The organism is Kribbella sp. CCNWLW201 (assembly GCF_037203805.1).
GTDB lineage: Bacteria > Actinomycetota > Actinomycetes > Propionibacteriales > Kribbellaceae > Kribbella.
In genome coordinates, this window is record NZ_JBBCBQ010000002.1 from 87,401 (window position 1) to 105,282 (window position 17,882).

At 67.3% G+C, this 17,882-nt stretch carries 22 protein-coding genes; 14 read left to right on the forward strand and 8 right to left on the reverse strand.

Going from position 1 to position 17,882, the window contains the following annotated elements; genetic code table 11:
- Window positions 1–316: 316 nt before the first annotated feature.
- Complete coding sequence (gene tuf / locus V9K99_RS10065) at window positions 317–1,504, forward strand: elongation factor Tu (RefSeq protein WP_337003423.1); 1,188 nt, start codon at window positions 317–319, stop codon at window positions 1,502–1,504.
- A 70-nt stretch (window positions 1,505–1,574) separates the two neighbouring features.
- Here the strand turns inward: tuf and V9K99_RS10070 are convergent, their stop codons facing one another.
- From V9K99_RS10070 to V9K99_RS10085, 4 genes are all read right to left on the reverse strand, one after another.
- The gene (locus V9K99_RS10070; protein ID WP_337003425.1) at window positions 1,575–1,868 is read right to left on the reverse strand and encodes a hypothetical protein; all 294 of its coding nucleotides are present in this window, start codon (window positions 1,866–1,868) and stop codon (window positions 1,575–1,577) included.
- Window positions 1,865–5,197, reverse strand: coding sequence for an RHS repeat-associated core domain-containing protein (locus V9K99_RS10075; protein WP_337003427.1), 3,333 nt, complete (start codon window positions 5,195–5,197; stop codon window positions 1,865–1,867). Before V9K99_RS10075 ends, V9K99_RS10070 begins: the two co-directional genes overlap by 4 nt.
- A 118-nt stretch (window positions 5,198–5,315) precedes the next feature.
- Window positions 5,316–5,573, reverse strand: coding sequence for a DUF4031 domain-containing protein (locus tag V9K99_RS10080; RefSeq protein WP_337003429.1), 258 nt, complete (start codon window positions 5,571–5,573; stop codon window positions 5,316–5,318).
- Window positions 5,570–6,283 carry a copper homeostasis protein CutC gene (locus V9K99_RS10085; protein WP_337003431.1) on the reverse strand — a complete coding sequence of 238 codons (714 nt, stop codon included), beginning with the start codon at window positions 6,281–6,283 and terminating at the stop codon, window positions 5,570–5,572. The genes V9K99_RS10080 and V9K99_RS10085 overlap by 4 nt, the downstream gene beginning before the upstream one ends.
- A 255-nt stretch (window positions 6,284–6,538) precedes the next feature.
- Here V9K99_RS10085 and V9K99_RS10090 point away from each other — a divergent pair, with 255 nt between their 5' ends.
- From V9K99_RS10090 to V9K99_RS10115, 6 genes are all read left to right on the forward strand, one after another.
- On the forward strand, window positions 6,539–7,579 hold the full coding sequence (locus tag V9K99_RS10090; protein WP_337003433.1) for a LacI family DNA-binding transcriptional regulator: 1,041 nt from the start codon (window positions 6,539–6,541) through the stop codon (window positions 7,577–7,579).
- Window positions 7,580–7,695: 116 nt separating this feature from the next.
- Window positions 7,696–7,914 carry a hypothetical protein gene (locus V9K99_RS10095; RefSeq protein WP_337003435.1) on the forward strand — a complete coding sequence of 73 codons (219 nt, stop codon included), beginning with the start codon at window positions 7,696–7,698 and terminating at the stop codon, window positions 7,912–7,914.
- Between the two features lie 204 nt (window positions 7,915–8,118).
- Window positions 8,119–8,463 (forward strand): hypothetical protein, encoded by a 345-nt coding sequence (locus V9K99_RS10100; protein ID WP_337003437.1) that lies wholly within the window; start codon window positions 8,119–8,121, stop codon window positions 8,461–8,463.
- 139 nt (window positions 8,464–8,602) lie between these two features.
- Window positions 8,603–8,968: a hypothetical protein gene (locus V9K99_RS10105; RefSeq protein ID WP_337003439.1), complete on the forward strand. Its 366-nt coding sequence runs from the start codon at window positions 8,603–8,605 to the stop codon at window positions 8,966–8,968.
- A complete protein-coding gene (locus V9K99_RS10110) occupies window positions 8,965–9,369 on the forward strand; it encodes a hypothetical protein (RefSeq protein ID WP_337003441.1) in 405 nt (134 codons plus the stop codon). Before V9K99_RS10105 ends, V9K99_RS10110 begins: the two co-directional genes overlap by 4 nt.
- Window positions 9,366–10,889, forward strand: coding sequence for a multicopper oxidase domain-containing protein (locus V9K99_RS10115; protein WP_337003443.1), 1,524 nt, complete (start codon window positions 9,366–9,368; stop codon window positions 10,887–10,889). The genes V9K99_RS10110 and V9K99_RS10115 overlap by 4 nt, the downstream gene beginning before the upstream one ends.
- Here the strand turns inward: V9K99_RS10115 and V9K99_RS10120 are convergent.
- Genes V9K99_RS10120 through V9K99_RS10130 form a run of 3 tightly spaced genes read right to left on the reverse strand, consistent with a single transcriptional unit; the run spans window position 10,886 to window position 12,287 of the window.
- Entirely contained in the window at window positions 10,886–11,572 is a 687-nt protein-coding gene (locus V9K99_RS10120) for a DUF998 domain-containing protein (protein WP_337003445.1), read from the reverse strand. The genes V9K99_RS10115 and V9K99_RS10120 overlap by 4 nt on opposite strands.
- Complete coding sequence (locus V9K99_RS10125) at window positions 11,572–12,063, reverse strand: Clp protease N-terminal domain-containing protein (protein WP_337003447.1); 492 nt, start codon at window positions 12,061–12,063, stop codon at window positions 11,572–11,574. Before V9K99_RS10125 ends, V9K99_RS10120 begins: the two co-directional genes overlap by 1 nt.
- A complete protein-coding gene (locus V9K99_RS10130; protein ID WP_337003449.1) occupies window positions 12,063–12,287 on the reverse strand; it encodes a hypothetical protein in 225 nt (74 codons plus the stop codon). The genes V9K99_RS10125 and V9K99_RS10130 overlap by 1 nt, the downstream gene beginning before the upstream one ends.
- Before the next feature lie 124 nt (window positions 12,288–12,411).
- Between V9K99_RS10130 and V9K99_RS10135 the strand changes: the two genes are divergently transcribed.
- From V9K99_RS10135 to V9K99_RS10150, 4 genes are read left to right on the forward strand one after another with little or no spacing between them, the layout of a single operon-like run.
- Window positions 12,412–12,750 carry an ArsR/SmtB family transcription factor gene (locus V9K99_RS10135; protein WP_337003451.1) on the forward strand — a complete coding sequence of 113 codons (339 nt, stop codon included), beginning with the start codon at window positions 12,412–12,414 and terminating at the stop codon, window positions 12,748–12,750.
- Between the two features lie 26 nt (window positions 12,751–12,776).
- Complete coding sequence (locus V9K99_RS10140; protein ID WP_337003453.1) at window positions 12,777–13,247, forward strand: SRPBCC family protein; 471 nt, start codon at window positions 12,777–12,779, stop codon at window positions 13,245–13,247.
- 3 nt (window positions 13,248–13,250) lie between these two features.
- Entirely contained in the window at window positions 13,251–13,859 is a 609-nt protein-coding gene (locus V9K99_RS10145) for a dihydrofolate reductase family protein (protein WP_337003455.1), read from the forward strand.
- A 2-nt stretch (window positions 13,860–13,861) separates the two neighbouring features.
- Window positions 13,862–14,452 (forward strand): dihydrofolate reductase family protein, encoded by a 591-nt coding sequence (locus V9K99_RS10150; RefSeq protein ID WP_337003457.1) that lies wholly within the window; start codon window positions 13,862–13,864, stop codon window positions 14,450–14,452.
- On the opposite strand, the gene V9K99_RS10155 is transcribed toward V9K99_RS10150, so the two are convergent.
- Complete coding sequence (locus tag V9K99_RS10155) at window positions 14,431–15,084, reverse strand: peptidyl-tRNA hydrolase (protein WP_337322864.1); 654 nt, start codon at window positions 15,082–15,084, stop codon at window positions 14,431–14,433. The genes V9K99_RS10150 and V9K99_RS10155 overlap by 22 nt on opposite strands.
- A 144-nt stretch (window positions 15,085–15,228) precedes the next feature.
- Here V9K99_RS10155 and V9K99_RS10160 point away from each other — a divergent pair, with 144 nt between their 5' ends.
- The 3 genes from V9K99_RS10160 to V9K99_RS10170 all read left to right on the forward strand — a co-directional run bounded on the left by V9K99_RS10160 (window position 15,229) and on the right by V9K99_RS10170 (window position 17,859).
- Entirely contained in the window at window positions 15,229–16,020 is a 792-nt protein-coding gene (locus V9K99_RS10160; RefSeq protein ID WP_337003461.1) for a thymidylate synthase, read from the forward strand.
- Window positions 16,017–16,472 carry a dihydrofolate reductase gene (locus tag V9K99_RS10165; RefSeq protein WP_337003463.1) on the forward strand — a complete coding sequence of 152 codons (456 nt, stop codon included), beginning with the start codon at window positions 16,017–16,019 and terminating at the stop codon, window positions 16,470–16,472. The genes V9K99_RS10160 and V9K99_RS10165 overlap by 4 nt, the downstream gene beginning before the upstream one ends.
- 121 nt (window positions 16,473–16,593) lie before the next feature.
- On the forward strand, window positions 16,594–17,859 hold the full coding sequence (locus V9K99_RS10170) for a toxic anion resistance protein (RefSeq protein ID WP_337003465.1): 1,266 nt from the start codon (window positions 16,594–16,596) through the stop codon (window positions 17,857–17,859).
- The last annotated feature ends 23 nt before the right edge of the window (window positions 17,860–17,882 follow it).

A 17,882-nucleotide genomic window follows, 5' to 3' on the forward strand; every position in this document is an offset into this window, starting at 1 on the left:
GAGGCACAGCGTCGTATCCCATCGGGAATTCCGTTGCCCCGGGCAGCGTTACTGCCTACCGTGATGCACATGTTCCGCGTGGTTTTCGAGCACGACCTGTCAGGCACCGGCCTGACGGGCGCTCCCACGTGGGCGACGTCAGCTGATTCAGCAACCTTCACCGGCGCGCGACGCTGACCCTCCTCCTGCTGAGCAGGACCCGCGGAGGAGGGTGGACCGCTCACCGGCCCCCTCCCGTGCGGTGACAGCGCTGCGGAAGAGAGCCGGGGGTCCTGGCTCGATCGAATCTTCTGACACGCAAAGGAAATAGACAGTCATGGCCAAGAGCCAGTTCGTGCGGACCAAGCCGCACCTCAACATCGGCACGATGGGTCACGTCGACCACGGCAAGACCACCCTCACCGCCGCGATCACCAAGGTGCTCGCCGAGCGCGACCCGGGCGTCAACCGGTTCGTCGCGTTCGACGGGATCGACCGGGCGCCGGAGGAGGTCGCACGCGGGATCACCATCAACATCTCGCACGTCGAGTACGAGACCGCCACCCGGCACTACGCGCACGTCGACATGCCCGGACACGCCGACTACGTCAAGAACATGATCACCGGCGCCGCCCAGGTGGACGCCGCGATCCTGGTCGTCTCCGCACAGGACGGCGCGATGCCGCAGACGCGTGAGCACGTACTGCTCGCGCGCCGGGTGGGCGTGCCGTACCTGGTGGTCGCGCTGAACAAGGCGGACACCGTCGACGACCCCGAACTGCTCGACCTGGTCGAGCTGGAGGTCCGTGAACTCCTGACGGAGTACGGCTTCCCGGGCGACGACGTCCCCGTCGTCCGCGTCTCCGGCCTGCGGGCGCTCGAGGGCGACCCGGACTGGAGCGCCGCGATCGGGGAACTGCTGGACGCGGTCGACAGCTACGTGCCGACCCCGGACCGCGAGCTGGGCGAGCCGTTCCTGATGCCGATCGAGAACGTCCTCACCATCAGCGGCCGCGGCACCGTGGTCACCGGTGCGGTCGAGCGTGGTTCGCTGAAGCTCGGCGACACGGTCGAGGTGGTCGGGCTCGGTCCGACGGTCACCAGTACGGCGATCGGCATGGAGACGTTCGGGAAGTCGCTGGAGTCCGCGGAGGCGGGCGACAACGCGGCCGTGCTACTGCGTGGCGTCAAGCGCGACGAGGTCCGTCGCGGCCAGGTGGTGGCGTTGCCGGGCAGCGTGCAACCGCACCGGAAGTTCCGGGCGCAACTGCACGCCCTGTCCACCGCCGAAGGCGGCCGTCACAGCCCCTTCGGCCCGGACTACCGCCCGCAGTTCTACTTCCGTACGACGGACGTGTCCGGCGGCATCGACCTCGGTGACATCACCCTGGTCATGCCCGGCGACACGATCGACCTCACAGTAGAACTCGAGAAGCCCATCGCCATGAACCAAGGCCTAGGCTTCGCCGTCCGCGAAGGCGGCCACACGGTCGCCGCCGGCACAGTGACAGAACTGCTCGACTAACCCAAGCGCCCGGATCCCCAAGGATCCGGGCGCTTTTCAATGTCCGCCGTTCCGCACGGCGTGCACACATCTACACTCCAGATTCATCCGACGGGCTGGCTGGATCGAATCTGGCGAAGATGTCAACGGCTTGGCTCAGGATCTCCCCGATATCGGCAAGCTGGGTCTCTGGCAGCCGTGTGAACCGGATACGTTCTATGTCGTTGACGAGAGCCGCCAGCGCCCGCTCATCTGACGCCACACCGCGCGGCAGACTGAGCGTCAGTCGCTCGAACGCCGACCCAATGTCGTCTACGCCCACGTCACCAGACAAGAACGCCCGCCGAAGCGCCTCAAGCTCCGCTGCAACCTCAGCATTGCTCAATTCGTCATCACTGTCACGACACGCCCCTCCGGGCTCAAGATGACCTGGAGGCCACCTGCATTATGGATGATATTCCCATTCTCTTGCACAACTCCGGGCGTTCGCCGAATCGCGTCTTCCACGAAATTGGGGGACACACTGCGGCCGTAGTCACCGCCGGCCTGCACGATCTGTGGCACGCCGCCGGTCCGTCCACCTTCCCCCGGACCAGGTTTGGCTGAGTATCGCAGCCCACTCGGTTGCATACGATCGACGGCGTGCCTCGAGTAGAGGCGACTTCCAATCCTGGCGTACTCCTGGCCGTCTGCGACGACCTTCGGATAGTTCTGCGAACTGGTCCAGAGAACCCTCTCTCCACCGGTCGCGGCTACTTCGGCCGGGACTCGAGACTTGCTGAATACGAAGCCGAAGCGTTCGACGGTGGCTAGTCTGCAGGCGACGCCAGCGCCGCCGCCTACGGGGATGAGGGCGGGGACTACGGCGGAGGCGATTTGGGAGGTGGTGGAGGTGCCGTCGATGCCGTAGTGCTTGTCGGTGAAGTGGTAGTACCACTCGGCTTGGCTTTTGCCGGTGCCTAGGCGGTAGAGCATGTCGACTGGCTGGCCGAGGGGCATCATCGCGCCGGTCTCGATGATGCCGCCGTAGGCGCCGACCAGGCCTTCTTGGAGCCAGCCGGGGAGGTCGGGGATGAGACCGCTCGGGTCCGTAAGCAGGGTGGGTTGCTGGTTGGCGTAGGCGTAGGGCGTGATGTAGGGGTCGGTGATGGCTGGAGTGAGGGGGTCTGGGGAGAGGAAGGTGCCCCAGGGGTGGAGGTCTCGGGCGCGGAGGTGGTAGTTGCCGGTGGATTCGCGGTAGGCGCCGGTGAAGCCGAGGGCTGGGTCTTCGGCGATGGTGTTGAGTTTCTCGTTGGTTCGTTTGGCGCCGAAGGGTTCGTAGCCGTAGCGCCAGCGGGCGCCGCCGGCTTGGTCGAGTACGTCGGTGACGCTGCCGATCGCGTCTGGGAACAGCAGTGAGCGTGGGTAGGACTTGCCAGGGTGCTCGACGTCGACCGCTGATCCGTCAGGTGCGTAGCGGTGACGCCAAAGACTGCCGTCGGTGCGGGTTTCCACGCCGAGCATCGGCAGTGGGTTGTTGATGTCCCACGAAAGCTTCTTCGTCCCCGCGGTACGACGGAGGTCCATTGCGTCGTAGGTGAACGTCGTGGTCTGGGAACCGGTCGTTTCCTCGGTGATCCGGCCAAGGACATCCCACTTCCGGTTGCCCTCGAGTTGACCGTCTGCGTTGTAGGTCAAGGGGACGACCGAACCGTCAACATTGGTTCGGTTGATCATCTGGTTCGCGGCGTCGTAGGTGTAGCTGATGGTTCCCGGTGTGGTCGTGCCGACGCGTTGCTCGGTGAGGCGGTTGCCGTTGTTGTCGTAGCTGTAGTTGACGTACTGCGTCGCCGACGTGCACACCGTCACGGCAACGCAGTTGCGAGTGATGCGGTTGGCGGCGTCGTACTCGAAGGCCTCGTTGTAGATCGTCGTCCCGCGGGTGCGCTTGATCGACGTCGGGTTGTCGGCGGCGTCGCGAACGTAGTCGTAGCGGCTCAGCGGCGTGGTGACACCGGACTTCTGGTTCACGATGGCTGACACAGCGCCGGACCGGTCGTAGGTCCGGGTTTGGGTGTAGCCGCTGGTAGCCGGATACACCACCGAGGTCAGGTGACTGTCGGCGTCGTATCCGAACTTGGTCGTCTGCGCGTCGGCGACCATCGTGATCGGACGACCATCGGTGTCGTGGGTGTATGTCGCGGTGACCGACCCCGGCTGGACCCGCGTCGCTACAGCCCCATAAGGCGTGTAGGTGTAGGAGTAATTGCCCTGCGGATGCGCGACACCCTTGAGTTGTCCGACCGCATCCACCGTCAGCGTCGTCGTACCCGTGACGTCGCTGAACGAGGTCATGTGACCATCCGCGTTGTAGCCATACGTCGCATTCGCCGCCGCGGACGCAGTGGTCCGCGAGATGCGAAGACCGCGCTGGTCGTAGGCCTGTTTGATCGTGTACGTCGGCAGATCGCCGGACGCGTACCCCCGGGCCTTGATGATCTCGGTGACGTTGCCCTCGAGGTCGTACCCGTACGTCTGCTTGCGGTCCAGCGGATCCGTGACCGAGATCAGCTCGGCGCGAGCGTTGTAGCCGTACTTCGTCACCCCGCCCCGAGCGTCCCTGCGCTCGACGAGGTTGCCGACCAGGTCATAGCTGTACGACGTGGTCGCTGGACCGGCCGGCGACGTCACCGAGGTCAGCCGATGCAAAGCGTCGTACGTCGACGTGGTCGTGGATCCGCGTGCGTCACGCTCGCTCACCATGTTGTTCGACGGGTCGTAGGTGCGCGTCGTGATGCGTCCGAGCTTGTCGGTCTGGGTGGTCAGATTCCCGGCGGCGTCGTACCCGAACTTCGTCGTGTGATCCGCCGGTACGCCCCCGGTGACGTTGCCACGCGGGTCGGTCTGGGTGAGCTGGCGACCGTCGGCGTCGTACGTCCAGGTCGTCAACGAACCGCCACTCGGCGACTTCATCGACAGCCGGTGACCGTCCAGGTCGTAGGTGAATGTCGTCGGCTGCAACGACGGCAGCGCGGAGCTCTGTAGACGACCGACCGCGTCATAGGTGTTCGTGGTGATCTGGCCGAGGGCGTCCTTTGACGTCAAGACATTGCCTGCGCCATCGTACGTGGTCGTCGTGACCGCACCGGCCGGCGAAGTGGTCGTGCTGACCCGATTGAGCGCGTCAAAGGTTTGACTCGTCTTGCGGCCGGCGCCATCCGTCTTCGTGAGCGGGTTGCCGTTGGCATCGTAGGTGTACGACCAGGTGTACGCGGCGGGATCGGCTCCGGTCTCGTGACCGCGCGGCGTCGTCGTCGTGGCCACACGGTTCATCGAGTCATAGGTGTACGTCGTCTTCGCGCCGATCGCGTCCGTGGACTCGATGCGATTGCCGCGCGAGTCGTACTTCGACGTCGCGGTCACGCCAGCGGCGTCGGAGACCTCGACCACGCGACCGGCCGCGTCGTACTTGTACCCGGCCTTCGACAGGACCTTCCCGGCAGAGTCCTGCGTCGTTGTGCCGGCCAGCTTTCCGACCTCGTCGTAGACGTTGCTGGACACGCTGTCGTCCGGGTTCGTGACCGTCAGGACGTTGCCGGCGGCATCGTAGGTGTAGTGGGTGGTGTAGTCCTCGGGTGCGTTACCGGCCACGCTGCCGCGCGGATCACGGCTCGAGATCACCCGGCCCGCGGCGTCGTACTCGAACCCAGTCAGCGTCGGCCCCGTGAACCTCACGTCCCCAGCCACGAGCGGCGCCGTACGAGAATCAACGCCTACGCATCGTCATGTCAAGAGCACTAACGGTCATCGCAGCTTGCTGCAAACGATTGCCCTGCTTCGTTGGGGCCGGGGATTAGGTTCCCTTGCGGCGGCGGAGGCCGGCGGTGGTTAGGCGGTGGACTAGTTCTCGGCTGGAGACGGGGATGGCGCCGGCGGCTATGAGGTCGTCGTAGCGGTCGGAGGGGACGTCGTAGTGGTCGCGGTCAAAGCCGCGGGCGGGGATGCCGGCGGCTTGGGCGAAGGCGTGGAGTTCGTCGTACGACTCGTCGCTGACCAGGTGGGACCAGACTCTGTTCCACGCGGGCCAGGCCGGTGGGTCGATCAGGATCACGCGTCAGAGTCCCGGCTGTCCTGGGCGTCGAGCAGGTTGCGCCAGGCCCGGACGAAGCGCGAGTTCACGTACGCCTTCGTCCACGAGCCGTCCTGGCGGACCGACGAGCCGACGTGGAAGCGCCGTACGCCGCTCTGGTACAGCCAAGGCACGTGCTCCGGTTGCAGCGAACCGCCCACCATCATCACCTTCGCCACCGCCGGATCGTCCTTGGCCAGCTTGCACAGATCATCCAACCCGGTCCCGACCCCGAGCGACGACCCGGCCGTCAATACACAGTCCAGCCCGGGCAGCGTCCGCAGTGCACGCCAAGCAGGACGCTGCTCCAGTACGGCGTCTATCGCACGGTGGAACGTCCACGGCGTACTGGCGAACGTGCTGGCCAGTGCGGCCGTCGACTCGACGTCCACCTCGTTGTCCGGTGTCAGGAAGCCGAACACGAACCCATCCGCACCGGCAGACAAATAGGACTGCGCCATCGCGGTCAGCCGGTTGAGCTCGGCGCCGTTGGTGGTGAAGGAGTCGGACAAGCGCAGCATCACCCGGAGCGGCAGGTCGGTCGAGCGCCGGATCGCACTCACCGTCGACACCGACGGCGACAGCCCGTCCGCCTCCATCGACGCGCACAACTCCAGCCGGTCCGCCCCACCCTCTTGTGCCGCCTCCGCATCCGCCGGATGCAGCGCGATGACCTCCAGCAACGACCCCATGCCGCCCATCATCCCGCACAGACCCCGGAGCCGTACCGACCGACGGGTAGTAGTCGCCCTCAGCCCCGACGTCCCAACCAGCCCCCGCGTGAGCCCTCCCGGTCGAGCCGATCACTACCCGTTCGTCGGTACGCCCCCTCCATCCCGCCCGGCCGAAAATAGGTGTTGCACCCCCGGAGAGTCTTCTGTATCGTTTTTCTAGAACGATCTAGAAGATCGATACAGAAGACCAGTTCAGGGAGAGGATGACGAGAGATGGCGGGAGTCACGCTCAAGACCGTGGCGCAGGCCGTCGGGGTGTCCCCGTCGACCGTCTCCAACGCCTACAACAAGCCCGACCAGCTCTCCGCCGCGCTGCGCGAGCGGATTCTGGCCACCGCCCACGAGCTCGGGTACGCCGGACCGGACGCGTCGGCGCGAGCCCTGCGCAGCGGAAAGGCCGGTGCGATCGGGGTGCTGTTCACCGACAAGCTGGCCTACGCGTTCTCCGATCCGTACGCGGTCGGCTTCCTGGCCGGACTGGCTGAGGTCGCCGAGGAGTTCCGCACCAGCCTGCTGCTGATGCCGCTCAGCTCGGCCGACATCGTCGGCGGCAGCAACGCGGTCCAGCAGGCGGCCATCGACGCGGCAGCGATCTTCTGCGTCCCGGGCGGCCACCCCGCGGTGGACATTCTCACCGCACGCGGCATCCCGGCCGTGTCGACCGACCGCGGTGACCACGCGGACCTGTCCTGGGTCGCGATCGACGAGGTCGAGGCGGCCGCGAAACTGGGCGAGCACCTGGCCCGGCTCGGTCACCGCGACATCGTCGTACTGGTCGACGACAAGGGCGAGCAGGCCGTCGACTCCGCGGTGGACGTGGACTTCGACGAGATCGGCTGCACCGACTGCGAGGCGCGGATCCAGGGCCTGCAGAAGAAGCTGCCGGACGCGCGACTGCGGCTGGTCTCCGGCGGTCACAACGCCTTCAACTCCGGTCTCAAGGGAGCCGAGTACGTGCTCGACTCGCAGGACCGGCCGACCGCGATCGTCGGACTGAGCGACGTCCAGGCACTCGGTGCGATGGAGGCGATGAAGGTCCGCGGACTGATCCCCGGACGGGATCTGACCGTGGCCGGATTCGACGACATCCCGGCGGCCGAGCCGGCCGGGCTGACCACGATCCGCCAGCCGATCAAGGACAAGGGCCGCCTCGTCGGCCGGATCCTGCTCGACCCGGCGACCACGGACCGCCAGGTCCTGCTGCCGACCCAGCTCGTCGTCCGCTCCAGCAGCGGACCCGCACCTCGCAGGTAACAACCACACAGAACACCTAGGACCCAGCTCCGGGTTCCTGGGCTGCTCAACCACGACCTCCGACGGCCGCCCGGTCGCCGGCCGACCGAACACGCTCTCAGGAAGGGAGCAGAACCATGACGTACTTCATCGCAGGCAACACCGCAGTCGAGAACGCTCGCAACCTGGCGCAGTCGGCTCTTCCGAACGCTCCGCAGCAGCCGTACGACGAGCCGGCCCCGCGCCGCACCCTCGCGATCCGCGCCCGGATCAGCGCCGTACTGCGCACTGCCGCCGAACGCGAGCTCCGCCTCGCCGACCGCATCGACTCGACGTCCACCTGCACCGCCAACTGACGGTTGCCCCCTCGGCACGGGGTTGCCCCCTCGGCACGGGGGTTGCCCTCTCAGGACGGGGGTTGCCCCCTCGGATTCCGAGCGGGCAACCCTCAACCTCAGGAGGCAACCTCTGCCCACGGGCGCCGGCCACGGCCTGCCCCACGCCACGCGACTCCGCGGGGCGTGGGGTTTTGTCGGTACGGCGTGGCACTCTGAAGGGCGATGAACGAGCCCGGGGTGTTACTGACCGCCCGAGCCATGGTGCTGCACGACCTGGCTGCGCGGGGATTCGACGATGCGGTGATGGTGTCGGTACTCGAGGACGCGGTGGCCGGCCGGCAGTGGTGGCTGGACCAGTGGCCGGACGGCGCGGAGCACATCGCCGGGCTGGTCGCGCAGGACGTGCAGGACCGGCTGGTCGACTCCGGCGTCCGCTGGCCGCGCTGTACGGCGTGCGACGACCTCAACGACCACGAACTCCGGATCGAGCCCGAGCTCGGCCCCGACCCGCACTGGGTCTGCGAGCGCGCCGGCATCAGCGTCGCGCCGCTCGGCCACCTCACCTGAAGCCTGAGCACCCCCCGAAGCCTCACCACAAACCGGCTACACCCAAGGGCAGCCTGATCACCCCCGAGGGCGGGCCTGAGCGCGCCCAGGGCGATACCTGATTGCTCTACATGTAGCCTGGCTACTATTGTCTGTCTACATGAAGTCTCTTGCCGCCCTCCGGCTGGTCGCCGCGACTCATGCGATCGCGATCTGCCTGCAACCCGTCCTCGCCGGTGTCTACCTGAACGGCTCCGGCGGTGCGCTCCGGATCCACGAGCCGATCGGGATGGCGGTCGCCACGATCGCGCTCGTCCAGTTGCTGGCAGCAACGATCTGGTGGCGGTCCGGCGGCCGGTTCGCGGCGCCGCTGGTGTCGCTGCTGGTGCTGATCGGCGAGAGCGTCCAGATCGGTATGGGTTACAGCCGCGACCTGGCCCTGCACATCCCACTCGGCATCGCCTTGGTCGGCGCCGTGGTCACGTTCGCCTTCTGGACCCGCCGCCAAGGACAGGTGATGGCATGACAGTACGACGACCACGCGCGTCATTGTGGATGCTGCGCATCATCCTGCTGCTGCACGCCGGCCTGGTGGTGGCACAACCGATCCTGGCCGGGTACTTCCTGTCCGGCGAAGCCGACGCGATGGACGTGCACAGCCCGATCGGCTCGACGCTGTGGATGCTGTCGATGATCCAGTTCGTCGTCGCGGCCGTCTATTGGCTGGCCGGCGGCGGCCGCGTGTGGCCGGCACTGCTCACGGTCGTCCTGTTCTTCGCCGAGTTCGTCCAGCTCGTCTTCGGCTCCCTGCAGAACTTCGCCGTCCATGTCCCTCTCGGTACGGCGATCGTCGTCACCGTCGTCTGGATGACCGTCTGGTCGTTCCGCCCCGCCGCCCGCCAAAGTCGCAAGGAGCCGAAGCAATGAAGATGTCCCGCCGAGGTTTCCTGGCCGTTGCCGGCGGCACCGGTGCCGCCCTGACCCTGACCAACTGCGGCCTCGACCCGTCGCCGTCGCAGGCCGGAGAGCTCCTGCGCAGCCAGGCCCCGCTCCCCGAGCCGTTCAAGGTCCCACTCCCCATCCCACCAGTGAAGAAGCCGGTCCGCACCGAAGGCGGATCCGACTACTACCGCGTCGTACAACGGAAGGTGCGCCTCGAGATCCTCCCCGGCCTCAAGACCGAGGTCCTCGGGTACGACGGCCTTTTGCCCGGCCCCACCTTCGACGTACGGAGTGGGCGAACCACCGTGATCGAGCAGGTCAACCAGCTCGACGTACCGACCGCCGTACACCTGCATGGCGGCCACACCCCGGCCGCAAGTGACGGCTGGCCACTGGACCTGCTCATGCCACCTGGCGATCACCAGGGGCACGGCGGCCACCACAACATGACCGGAGGCGACGTGAAGACGGGCAACCGCGTGTACACGTACCCGAACACACAGCGGGCCGCCACACTCTGGTACCACGACCACCGGATGGACTACACCGCTCCACAGGTCTACCGCGGCCTCTTCGGATTCCACATCATCCGCGACGACGAAGAGGACCGTTTGCCCTTGCCAGCAGGCGATCGTGAGATCCCGCTCGTCATCGCGGACCGCGCGTTCGCCGAGGACGGCTCGTTCTTGTATCCGGCCGCGAAGGACCGGCCTGGTGTCGAGTCGGCGTACATGGAAGGTGTCGTCGCCGACGTGACGCTCGTCAACGGCGCGCCGTGGCCGGTGCATGAGGTGGACGCGGTCCGCTATCGGCTCCGGATCCTCAACGCCGCCAACGCCCGCCGGTACGAGCTCGCGTTCGACAAGGGTCCGGCGAAGTTCGTCCAGATCGGCAGCGACGGGGGACTGCTCGACGCACCGACCGAGCACGACACGTTAGTGATCGCGCCGGCTGAACGCTTCGACGTGATCGTGGACTTCTCGCAGTACCAGCCCGGCGACGAGGTCACGCTGGTCAACAAGCTGGACGGAAACGCCAACGTCATGCGTTTCAAGGTCGCCCGGAAGGCCACCGACGACAGCCACATCCCGGCCAAGCTCTCGTCGTACGCCGTGCTGCCGAAGCCGGCCAACGCCGTACGGCGGAAGTGGAAATTCAGCCGTGGTGACGCCGGCGGCCACAAAGGCTGGACCATCAACGGGAAGGCATTCGATCCGGTGGTGATGCAGGCCCAGGTGAAGCTGGATCAGGAGGAGATCTGGACCTTCGTCACCGACGTCCACCACCCGGTCCACGTCCACCTCGCGCCGTTCCAGGTGCTGAGCCGCCGCGGCAAGGGCGCCGGCGCGTACGACGCGGGCTGGAAGGACACCGTGGACATCCGGCCCGCGGAGGTGGTCGAGGTGCTGGTCAAGTTCACCGCCCACAAGGGCAAATACCTGATCCACTGCCACAACCTCGAGCACGAGGACATGGCGATGATGGCGGGGTTCGAGACGATCTAGGTACGGCAGATGCGGAGGGCCAGCGTGAACATCCAGGCCCAGCCGATCGTCACGGCCAGTCGCTGGAAGAGGCCGGCGACGTCGACCAGCGATGCCGCCTGATCGAATCCGGAACTGGCGAGCAGGAAGCACGCTACGAAAGCTGTTGCACTGAGCAATGAATAGGTGAGCCACTTCCAGCCTTGGCCGCGGGACAGGACGACCTGTGCCGCGGCCAGGGCGAGGAAGGCGGGTAGTGAGAATCCGTCATGCAGTGCGCCGATCGTGGTGTAGTCGATGGCGGCCGGCGTACCGACCGGGAACCCGCTCACCGGATCCGTCACGAACAGCCCGGCGCCAACCAGGCCGACGCCCCACACGCCGATCAGCACCGCGCCGGCACGCACCCCCGAACGCCAGAGACCGACAGCGAACGCGACCGTCAGCACACCGCAGAGCAGGAAGTTGACCGTCTGCACCCAGCCGTGATTACCGAGCGCCAGTGAGCTGACCGGGTGGCGCAGAGCGTCGTAGCCCGATCCCTTGAGAGCACCCTGGATCAGGAAGGCGGTGACGAAAACCGGGCCGGCGAGCAAGCCGCACGAGACGAGGCGGCTGGTGGTCCAACGCGAGCCGGCAGCCGGGCCGGCGGAGGCCCGCGGAGGCGACGAGCCGGATCCCCGTGGACGCTCCGGGCCGGGCATCAGCGGGTGCCTTGCATTAGGACCTCGGTGGCGCGGGTGCGGAGGGCGGCTCGGTCTACGCCGGCGGTTTGTAGGGCTCGGGCGACTCGGCCGCGGTCGGTGTCGAGGATGCCGACCAGGATGCGGACCGAGCCGATCCGGGTCCCGCTGACTTTGGGAGGGGCGTCGATTGCCCGCTTGAGCAGCAGCCGGACGGATTCGCCGATGTGCGGATCGTGGCTGTGGTCAGGTGTTGCCTGGGGCAACAGTCCGATCCGGACCGCGATCCCGGCGATCGCCAGGCTCTGCTCCCATTCGCGATCCAGCGCCGCCCGGATCGTGTCCTCGGTCAACCCGGCATCGGCCAGCAACCGCGCGGCCGGATTGCCTTCCATCCCGGCCAGAGCGAGCAGCACGTGCTCGGCCTCGACCGTCCGGGACCCGTCGCGGCGGGCAACCTCTCGCGCATCGCGCACCAGAATCGTGCGAACGTCCTTCGCATCGGACGACATCAGCGCCTCCTCAGGGCGACACCCGCGGCGATCAGCCGCTTGGCGTGTTTCTTGTGAACGGCCTGCCGGGTGACCCCCAGCACCTCGGCGACGTCGGACCAGCTCCAGCCGGCCCGCATCGCCTGCTCCACCTGGCTGTCCTCCAGCCGGTCGGCCAGCCGGCGCAGCGCCACGACCGCGGCCAGCCCGGCCGCCGGGTCCTCGGGATCCACCAACTCACTCATATAAGCAACTTAGGTTGACAAACGAGCCATGTCAACCAGAGTTGCTTAAACCGTCCTCTTGACACCCCGCCGGCCGTCTTCCTATAGTCAACGCATCGGTTGATCAACAGGATGGTTGATAAAGATGGCAGTTGACGACGAGCAGCTCGATCGGGCCTTCACCGCACTCGGTGACCCGGTCCGGCGAGCGATGATCGCGCGGCTGTCGCGCGGTCCGGCCACCGTCAACGAACTGGCCGAGTTGTTCCCGATCACCAAGCAGGCGGTGTCGCGGCACATCCAGGTGCTCGAGGCCGCCGGGCTGATCTCCCGGACCCGGGACGGCCAGCGCCGCCCGTGCCACCTGGAACCGGCCGTGCTCGAAGCGCTGACCAGCTGGATCGACGAGTACCGGCTGGAGACCGAACGCCGCTTCCGCCGGATGGACGCAGTACTCAAGACCGTGCAAGGGCAAGAGAAGTGAGCAGGACAAGTGAAGGAGCAGGAGAAATGAACGCCACCGTCATCAACACCCCCGCCGGCACCCCGTTCGTCGAGGTGACCCGCGAGTTCGACGCGACCCCGGCCCAGCTGTTCAGGGTCATGACCGACCCGGAGTTGGTCTCCCAGTGGCTCGGTCCGCGCGACCTCGACGCGACGATCGAGAAGTACGACGTACGCCCCGGCGGCAGCTATCGCTACGTCCACCGCGACGACTCCGGTGAGTACGCGTTCCGCGGTGTCTTCCACACCGTCGAGCAGGACAAGATGGTCATCCAGACCTTCGAGTGGGAGGGCGCTCCGGGTGAGGTCTGCATCGAGAAGATGACCCTCGACCCCACCGAGACCGGCGTCCGGCTGAATCAGCGCTCGGTGTTTCCGTCGGTCGAGGCCCGCGACCAGTCGATCGAGTACGGCATGAACGACGGCATCAACGACTCGATGGACCGGCTGGCCGAACTGCTCGCGAAGGAGAGCTGACCGATGACCCAGGTCATCGTCGACATCTCGGTATCCCTGGACGGCTACGTCACCGGGCCCAATGTCGGTCTCGACAACGGGCTCGGCGACGGCGGCGAGGCCCTGCACGAGTGGGTCTTCAACGGCACCGCCGAGGACCGCGAAGTACTGGACGAGGCCTTCGAGGCCACCGGCGCGGTCATCCAGGGCCGGAACCTGTTCGACATCATCGACGCTCCGGACGGCTGGAACGACGAGATGGGGTACGGCGCCAAGCCGACCGGCGAGGTGAATCCGCCGATCTTCGTCGTCACCCACTCGGCGCCGGCGCAGACCCGCCTCGGCGACCGCTTCCGGTTCGTCACCGATGGCGTGGAGAGCGCGGTCGCGCAGGCTCGCGAAGCGGCCGGGGACAAGGACGTCTTCGTGATGGGTGGCGGGCAGATCTGCCACCAGGTGCTCGCGGCCGGACTGGCCGACATCGTCCAGTTGCATGTCGCACCCGTCGTACTCGGTGACGGGACCCGGCTGTTCCCGGCCGATGCGGCACCGACGTACTCGCTGGATCTGGTCAGGTCGATCTCGACCCCGGCCGCCCAGCACCTCACCTATCGAGTCAGGAAGGAGAAGTGACGATGGGGAATGTCATTGCCTCTGCTGTGGTCTCGCTGGACGGCTTCGTTGCGGACACCGAGGACGGGGTCGGGCCGTTGTTCGACTGGTACTACAACGGCCCGGTCGAGGTGTACGGCAGCGACCCGGGACGTCCGTTCCAGGTCAGCCAGGCGAGTGCCGACTACATGAACGCGACCTGGCCGAACATCCGCTCCTGCGTGATCGGGCGGCGCCTGTTCGACATCACCAACGGCTGGAACGGCGTCCCCGCGGTCGGCGACCACGTCTTCGTGGTCACCCACGAGGCCCCGACCGACTGGCCCTTCCCGGACGCGCCGTTCACCTTCGTCAACGGGATCGAGGACGCGATCGCGCAGGCCAAGGCGCACGCCGGCGACGGCGACGTCGCGGTCACCGGCGGCAACCTGACCGGCCAGGCGCTCGCGGCCGGCCTGGTCGACGAGATCGCGTACAACCTCGCACCGGTCGTGTTCGGCACCGGCATCCGCTTCTTCGGCGACTACGCCGGCGAGCACGTCCTGCTGGACAACCCGAAGGTCGTCGAGGGCGACCGGGTCACCCACATGCACTACCGCGTCAGCAAGGGATGAGCCGCGATGACGGTACGCGAGCCCGGTGCCACCTCGGTGAAGCCGGCGTCCTGGACCACCGGCAGACCACTTGTCAGCAGCTCGTTCCAGTGCCGAGGGGTGGCGGTGCGCACCGCCAAGGCGAAGTCCGCCGCGACCCACTCCTTCCGGCCCGCCGCTGACAGCGCGAGCCAGGCGAGATGCGCCGCATGGCCGCACTGCGCCATCGCCTTCCCACTGGACATCGTCAGTCCCGGATTGATCCACAAGACCGGCTCGTCCGCGGCAACGCTGGGCAACTCTGCTGGATCCTCGAAGTCCGTGCCCGTCACCTGCAACTTGGCGAGATCCTTCGGTACGGCGTCCAGCGGCACGGGCGGGAACACCCGGACCTCGGCCGCCGACCCCGTCACCGTGATCCCCGGCAACGCCTCGGCTCGTCGCCACTCGGCACCGCGCGCCCGTCGTACCACCTTCCGGATCCTCGCGTCCTGCCAGGCCCGCATCGCCTCGGCCCACTCCCCCTCGCCGGCCGACCGCTCGTCCGCCAGGATCGCGAGCACCGCCCGCGCCGCCGTCTCCAACGCATCCGTCTGACCCGGCCGCGCACTCTTCTCGACCCGCACCACCAAGGTCAGCACGAACTCGTCCACGGATGTGAGTCTTTCAGGCCGGACCGCCAGGCCATCACAATGGCCGACCTCGCGCCGCCGCGAGCGTGGGCGCGCCGAGCGTCGGCCGCTTGTGATGGCCTGGCGGTCCGCAGGATTGTCGCCGGTCGGTGTTAGCTTGGCCGCATGCAGCAGTACCTGGATCTCCTTCGGCATGTGCTGGACCACGGGGTGCAGAAGGGGGACCGAACCGGGACTGGCACGCTGAGTGTGTTCGGCCACCAGTCGCGGTACGACCTCCGCGCGGGCTTCCCCGCAGTGACCACCAAGAAGCTCCAGTTGCGCTCCGTGGTGGGTGAGCTGATCTGGTTCCTCAGCGGCTCCACCAACGTGAAGTGGCTGCACGAGAACAACATCGGCATCTGGGACGAGTGGGCCGACGCCGACGGTGAGCTCGGACCGGTGTACGGCTACCAGTGGCGGTCCTGGCCGACTCCGGACGGCCGGCACGTGGACCAGATCGCGAACGTGATCGAGTCGATCAAGAACAACCCCGACTCCCGCCGGCACATCGTCAACGCGTGGAACGTCGCGGATGTGGACAACATGGCGTTGCCGCCCTGCCACACGATGTTCCAGTTCTACGTCGCCGAGGGACGGCTGTCGTGCCAGCTCTACCAGCGGTCCGCCGACATCTTCCTCGGGGTGCCCTTCAACATCGCGTCGTACGCGCTGCTGACGCACATGGTGGCGCAGCAGACCGGGCTGGAGGTCGGCGACTTCGTCCACACGCTCGGCGACGCGCACCTGTACGTGAACCACCTGGAGCAGGCCCAGTTGCAGCTCACCCGGGAGCCCCGGCCGCTGCCGACACTGGAACTGACCCCGCGCGACGCGATCGACGGCTACGAGATCGCGGACGTCAAGCTGGTCGGCTACGACCCGCATCCCTGGATCAAGGCGCCCATCGCCGTATGACCGTGATCCTGATCGCCGCGGTCGGCGCGAACGGTGTGATCGGGCGGGACAACGACCTGCCGTGGCGGATCCGCGAGGACCTGCAGCACTTCAAGCAGCTCACGCTCGGCCACACGTTGGTGATGGGCCGCAAGACGTACGACTCGATCGGCCGCCCGCTGCCCGGCCGCCGTACCGTCGTCGTCACCCGCCAGGCCGACTGGTCCGCCGAGGGCGTCGAGGTCGTCCACACTCTTGAGGAAGCCCTCAAGTACGACGGTGACCTCTACGTAGCCGGCGGCGGCGAGATCTACCGCCAGGCCCTCCCGTACGCCGACCGCCTCGAGCTCACCGAGGTTGCCCAGTCCCCCGCGGGCGACGTCACCTTCCCGGACCTGGACCCGGCCGCCTGGACCGAAACTGCCCGCGAGCCGCACGAGGGCTTCTGCTTCGTCAGCTTCCGGCGCAGCTAACAACGAGTAGGCAACGGGGCAGCCAGGAAGACCTGGAACCGCGTAGATTGTGTGCGCGTCACGGAGGTGACAGCGCGCGGGCGAGGGGACGCCTCGCGGAGGCCACCGGAGGGGAACGACGATGACCGAAGCAGACAACACAGCAGGCGCGGCGGGTGCTGCCGCGCAGCCGGCGATGGCGCCGTTGCAGCCGCCGACGGCGACCGCTCCAGGCCTGATACTGACCGCGCCGCCGCCGTCACAGCCTGTTGCCGCGACGGCGGCTCCGAGTCTGGCACCGGCGGTCGACCCGGCCGCGCTGCACGGGCTGGACTCCAAGGTGGACACCTTCCTGGCGGCGCTGATGACGGCCGAGCCGCGGTCGCCGGAGTTCGCCGCCAAGGCCAGTGACGTCCGGAGCATGGGCGACGTCGACATCCGGGCCGCCGCGGACAGCTCGAACCGGCTGCTCAAGTCGCCGGTCCGCGCGCTGCAGGAAGGCGGCCTGTCCGAGGGTTCGACGGTCGGCAAGACGCTGCTGGAGCTTCGCCGTACGGTCGAGGACCTGGACCCGAAGGAAGCGACCGGCCCGAAGAAGCTGCTCGGGATGATCCCGTTCGGGGACAAGATCGAGGACTACTTCCGCAAGTACCAGAGCGCGCAGAGCCACCTCGAGGGCATCCTGCACGCGCTCCGCAACGGGCAGGACGAGCTCGGCAAGGACAACGCCGCGCTGAACCTGGAGAAGCAGCAGCTCTGGGACGCGATGGGCCGGCTGAACCAGTACGTGTACGTCGCCGAGCGGCTCGACGCCCGCCTGTCCGCGGCCATCGCCGAACTGGAAGCGACCAACCCGGACAAGGCGAAGGCGTTCCGCGAGGATGTGCTGTTCTACGTCCGGCAGAAGCACCAGGACCTGCTCACCCAACTGGCCGTGTCGATCCAGAACTACCTGGCCATCGACATCGTGATCAAGAACAACATCGAGCTGATCAAGGGCGTCGACCGCGCGTCGACGACGACTGTCTCGGCCCTGCGTACGGCGGTCATCGTGGCGCAGGCCCTGGGCAACCAGAAGCTGGTGCTGGACCAGATCACCGCGCTGAACACGACCACCAGCGGGATGATCGAGCGGACCTCGCAGATGCTGCGGGACAACTCGGTGGCGATCCAGCAGCAGGCCGCGTCGGCGACGATCGGGCTGCCGCAACTGCAGGCCGCGTTCGCGAACATCTACGCGACCATGGACGCGATCGACACGTTCAAGGTGGAGGCGCTGGACAACATGGCGGCCACCATCGGGACGCTGGAGGGCGAGGTGTCCAAGTCCCGCGCGTACCTGGACCGGGTCGCGCAGCAGGACCAGCGGGTCGTCCACGGCAGCCTCGACCTCGACCTCGGTCGCTGAATCAGAAAGCTAGCTGGGGGACG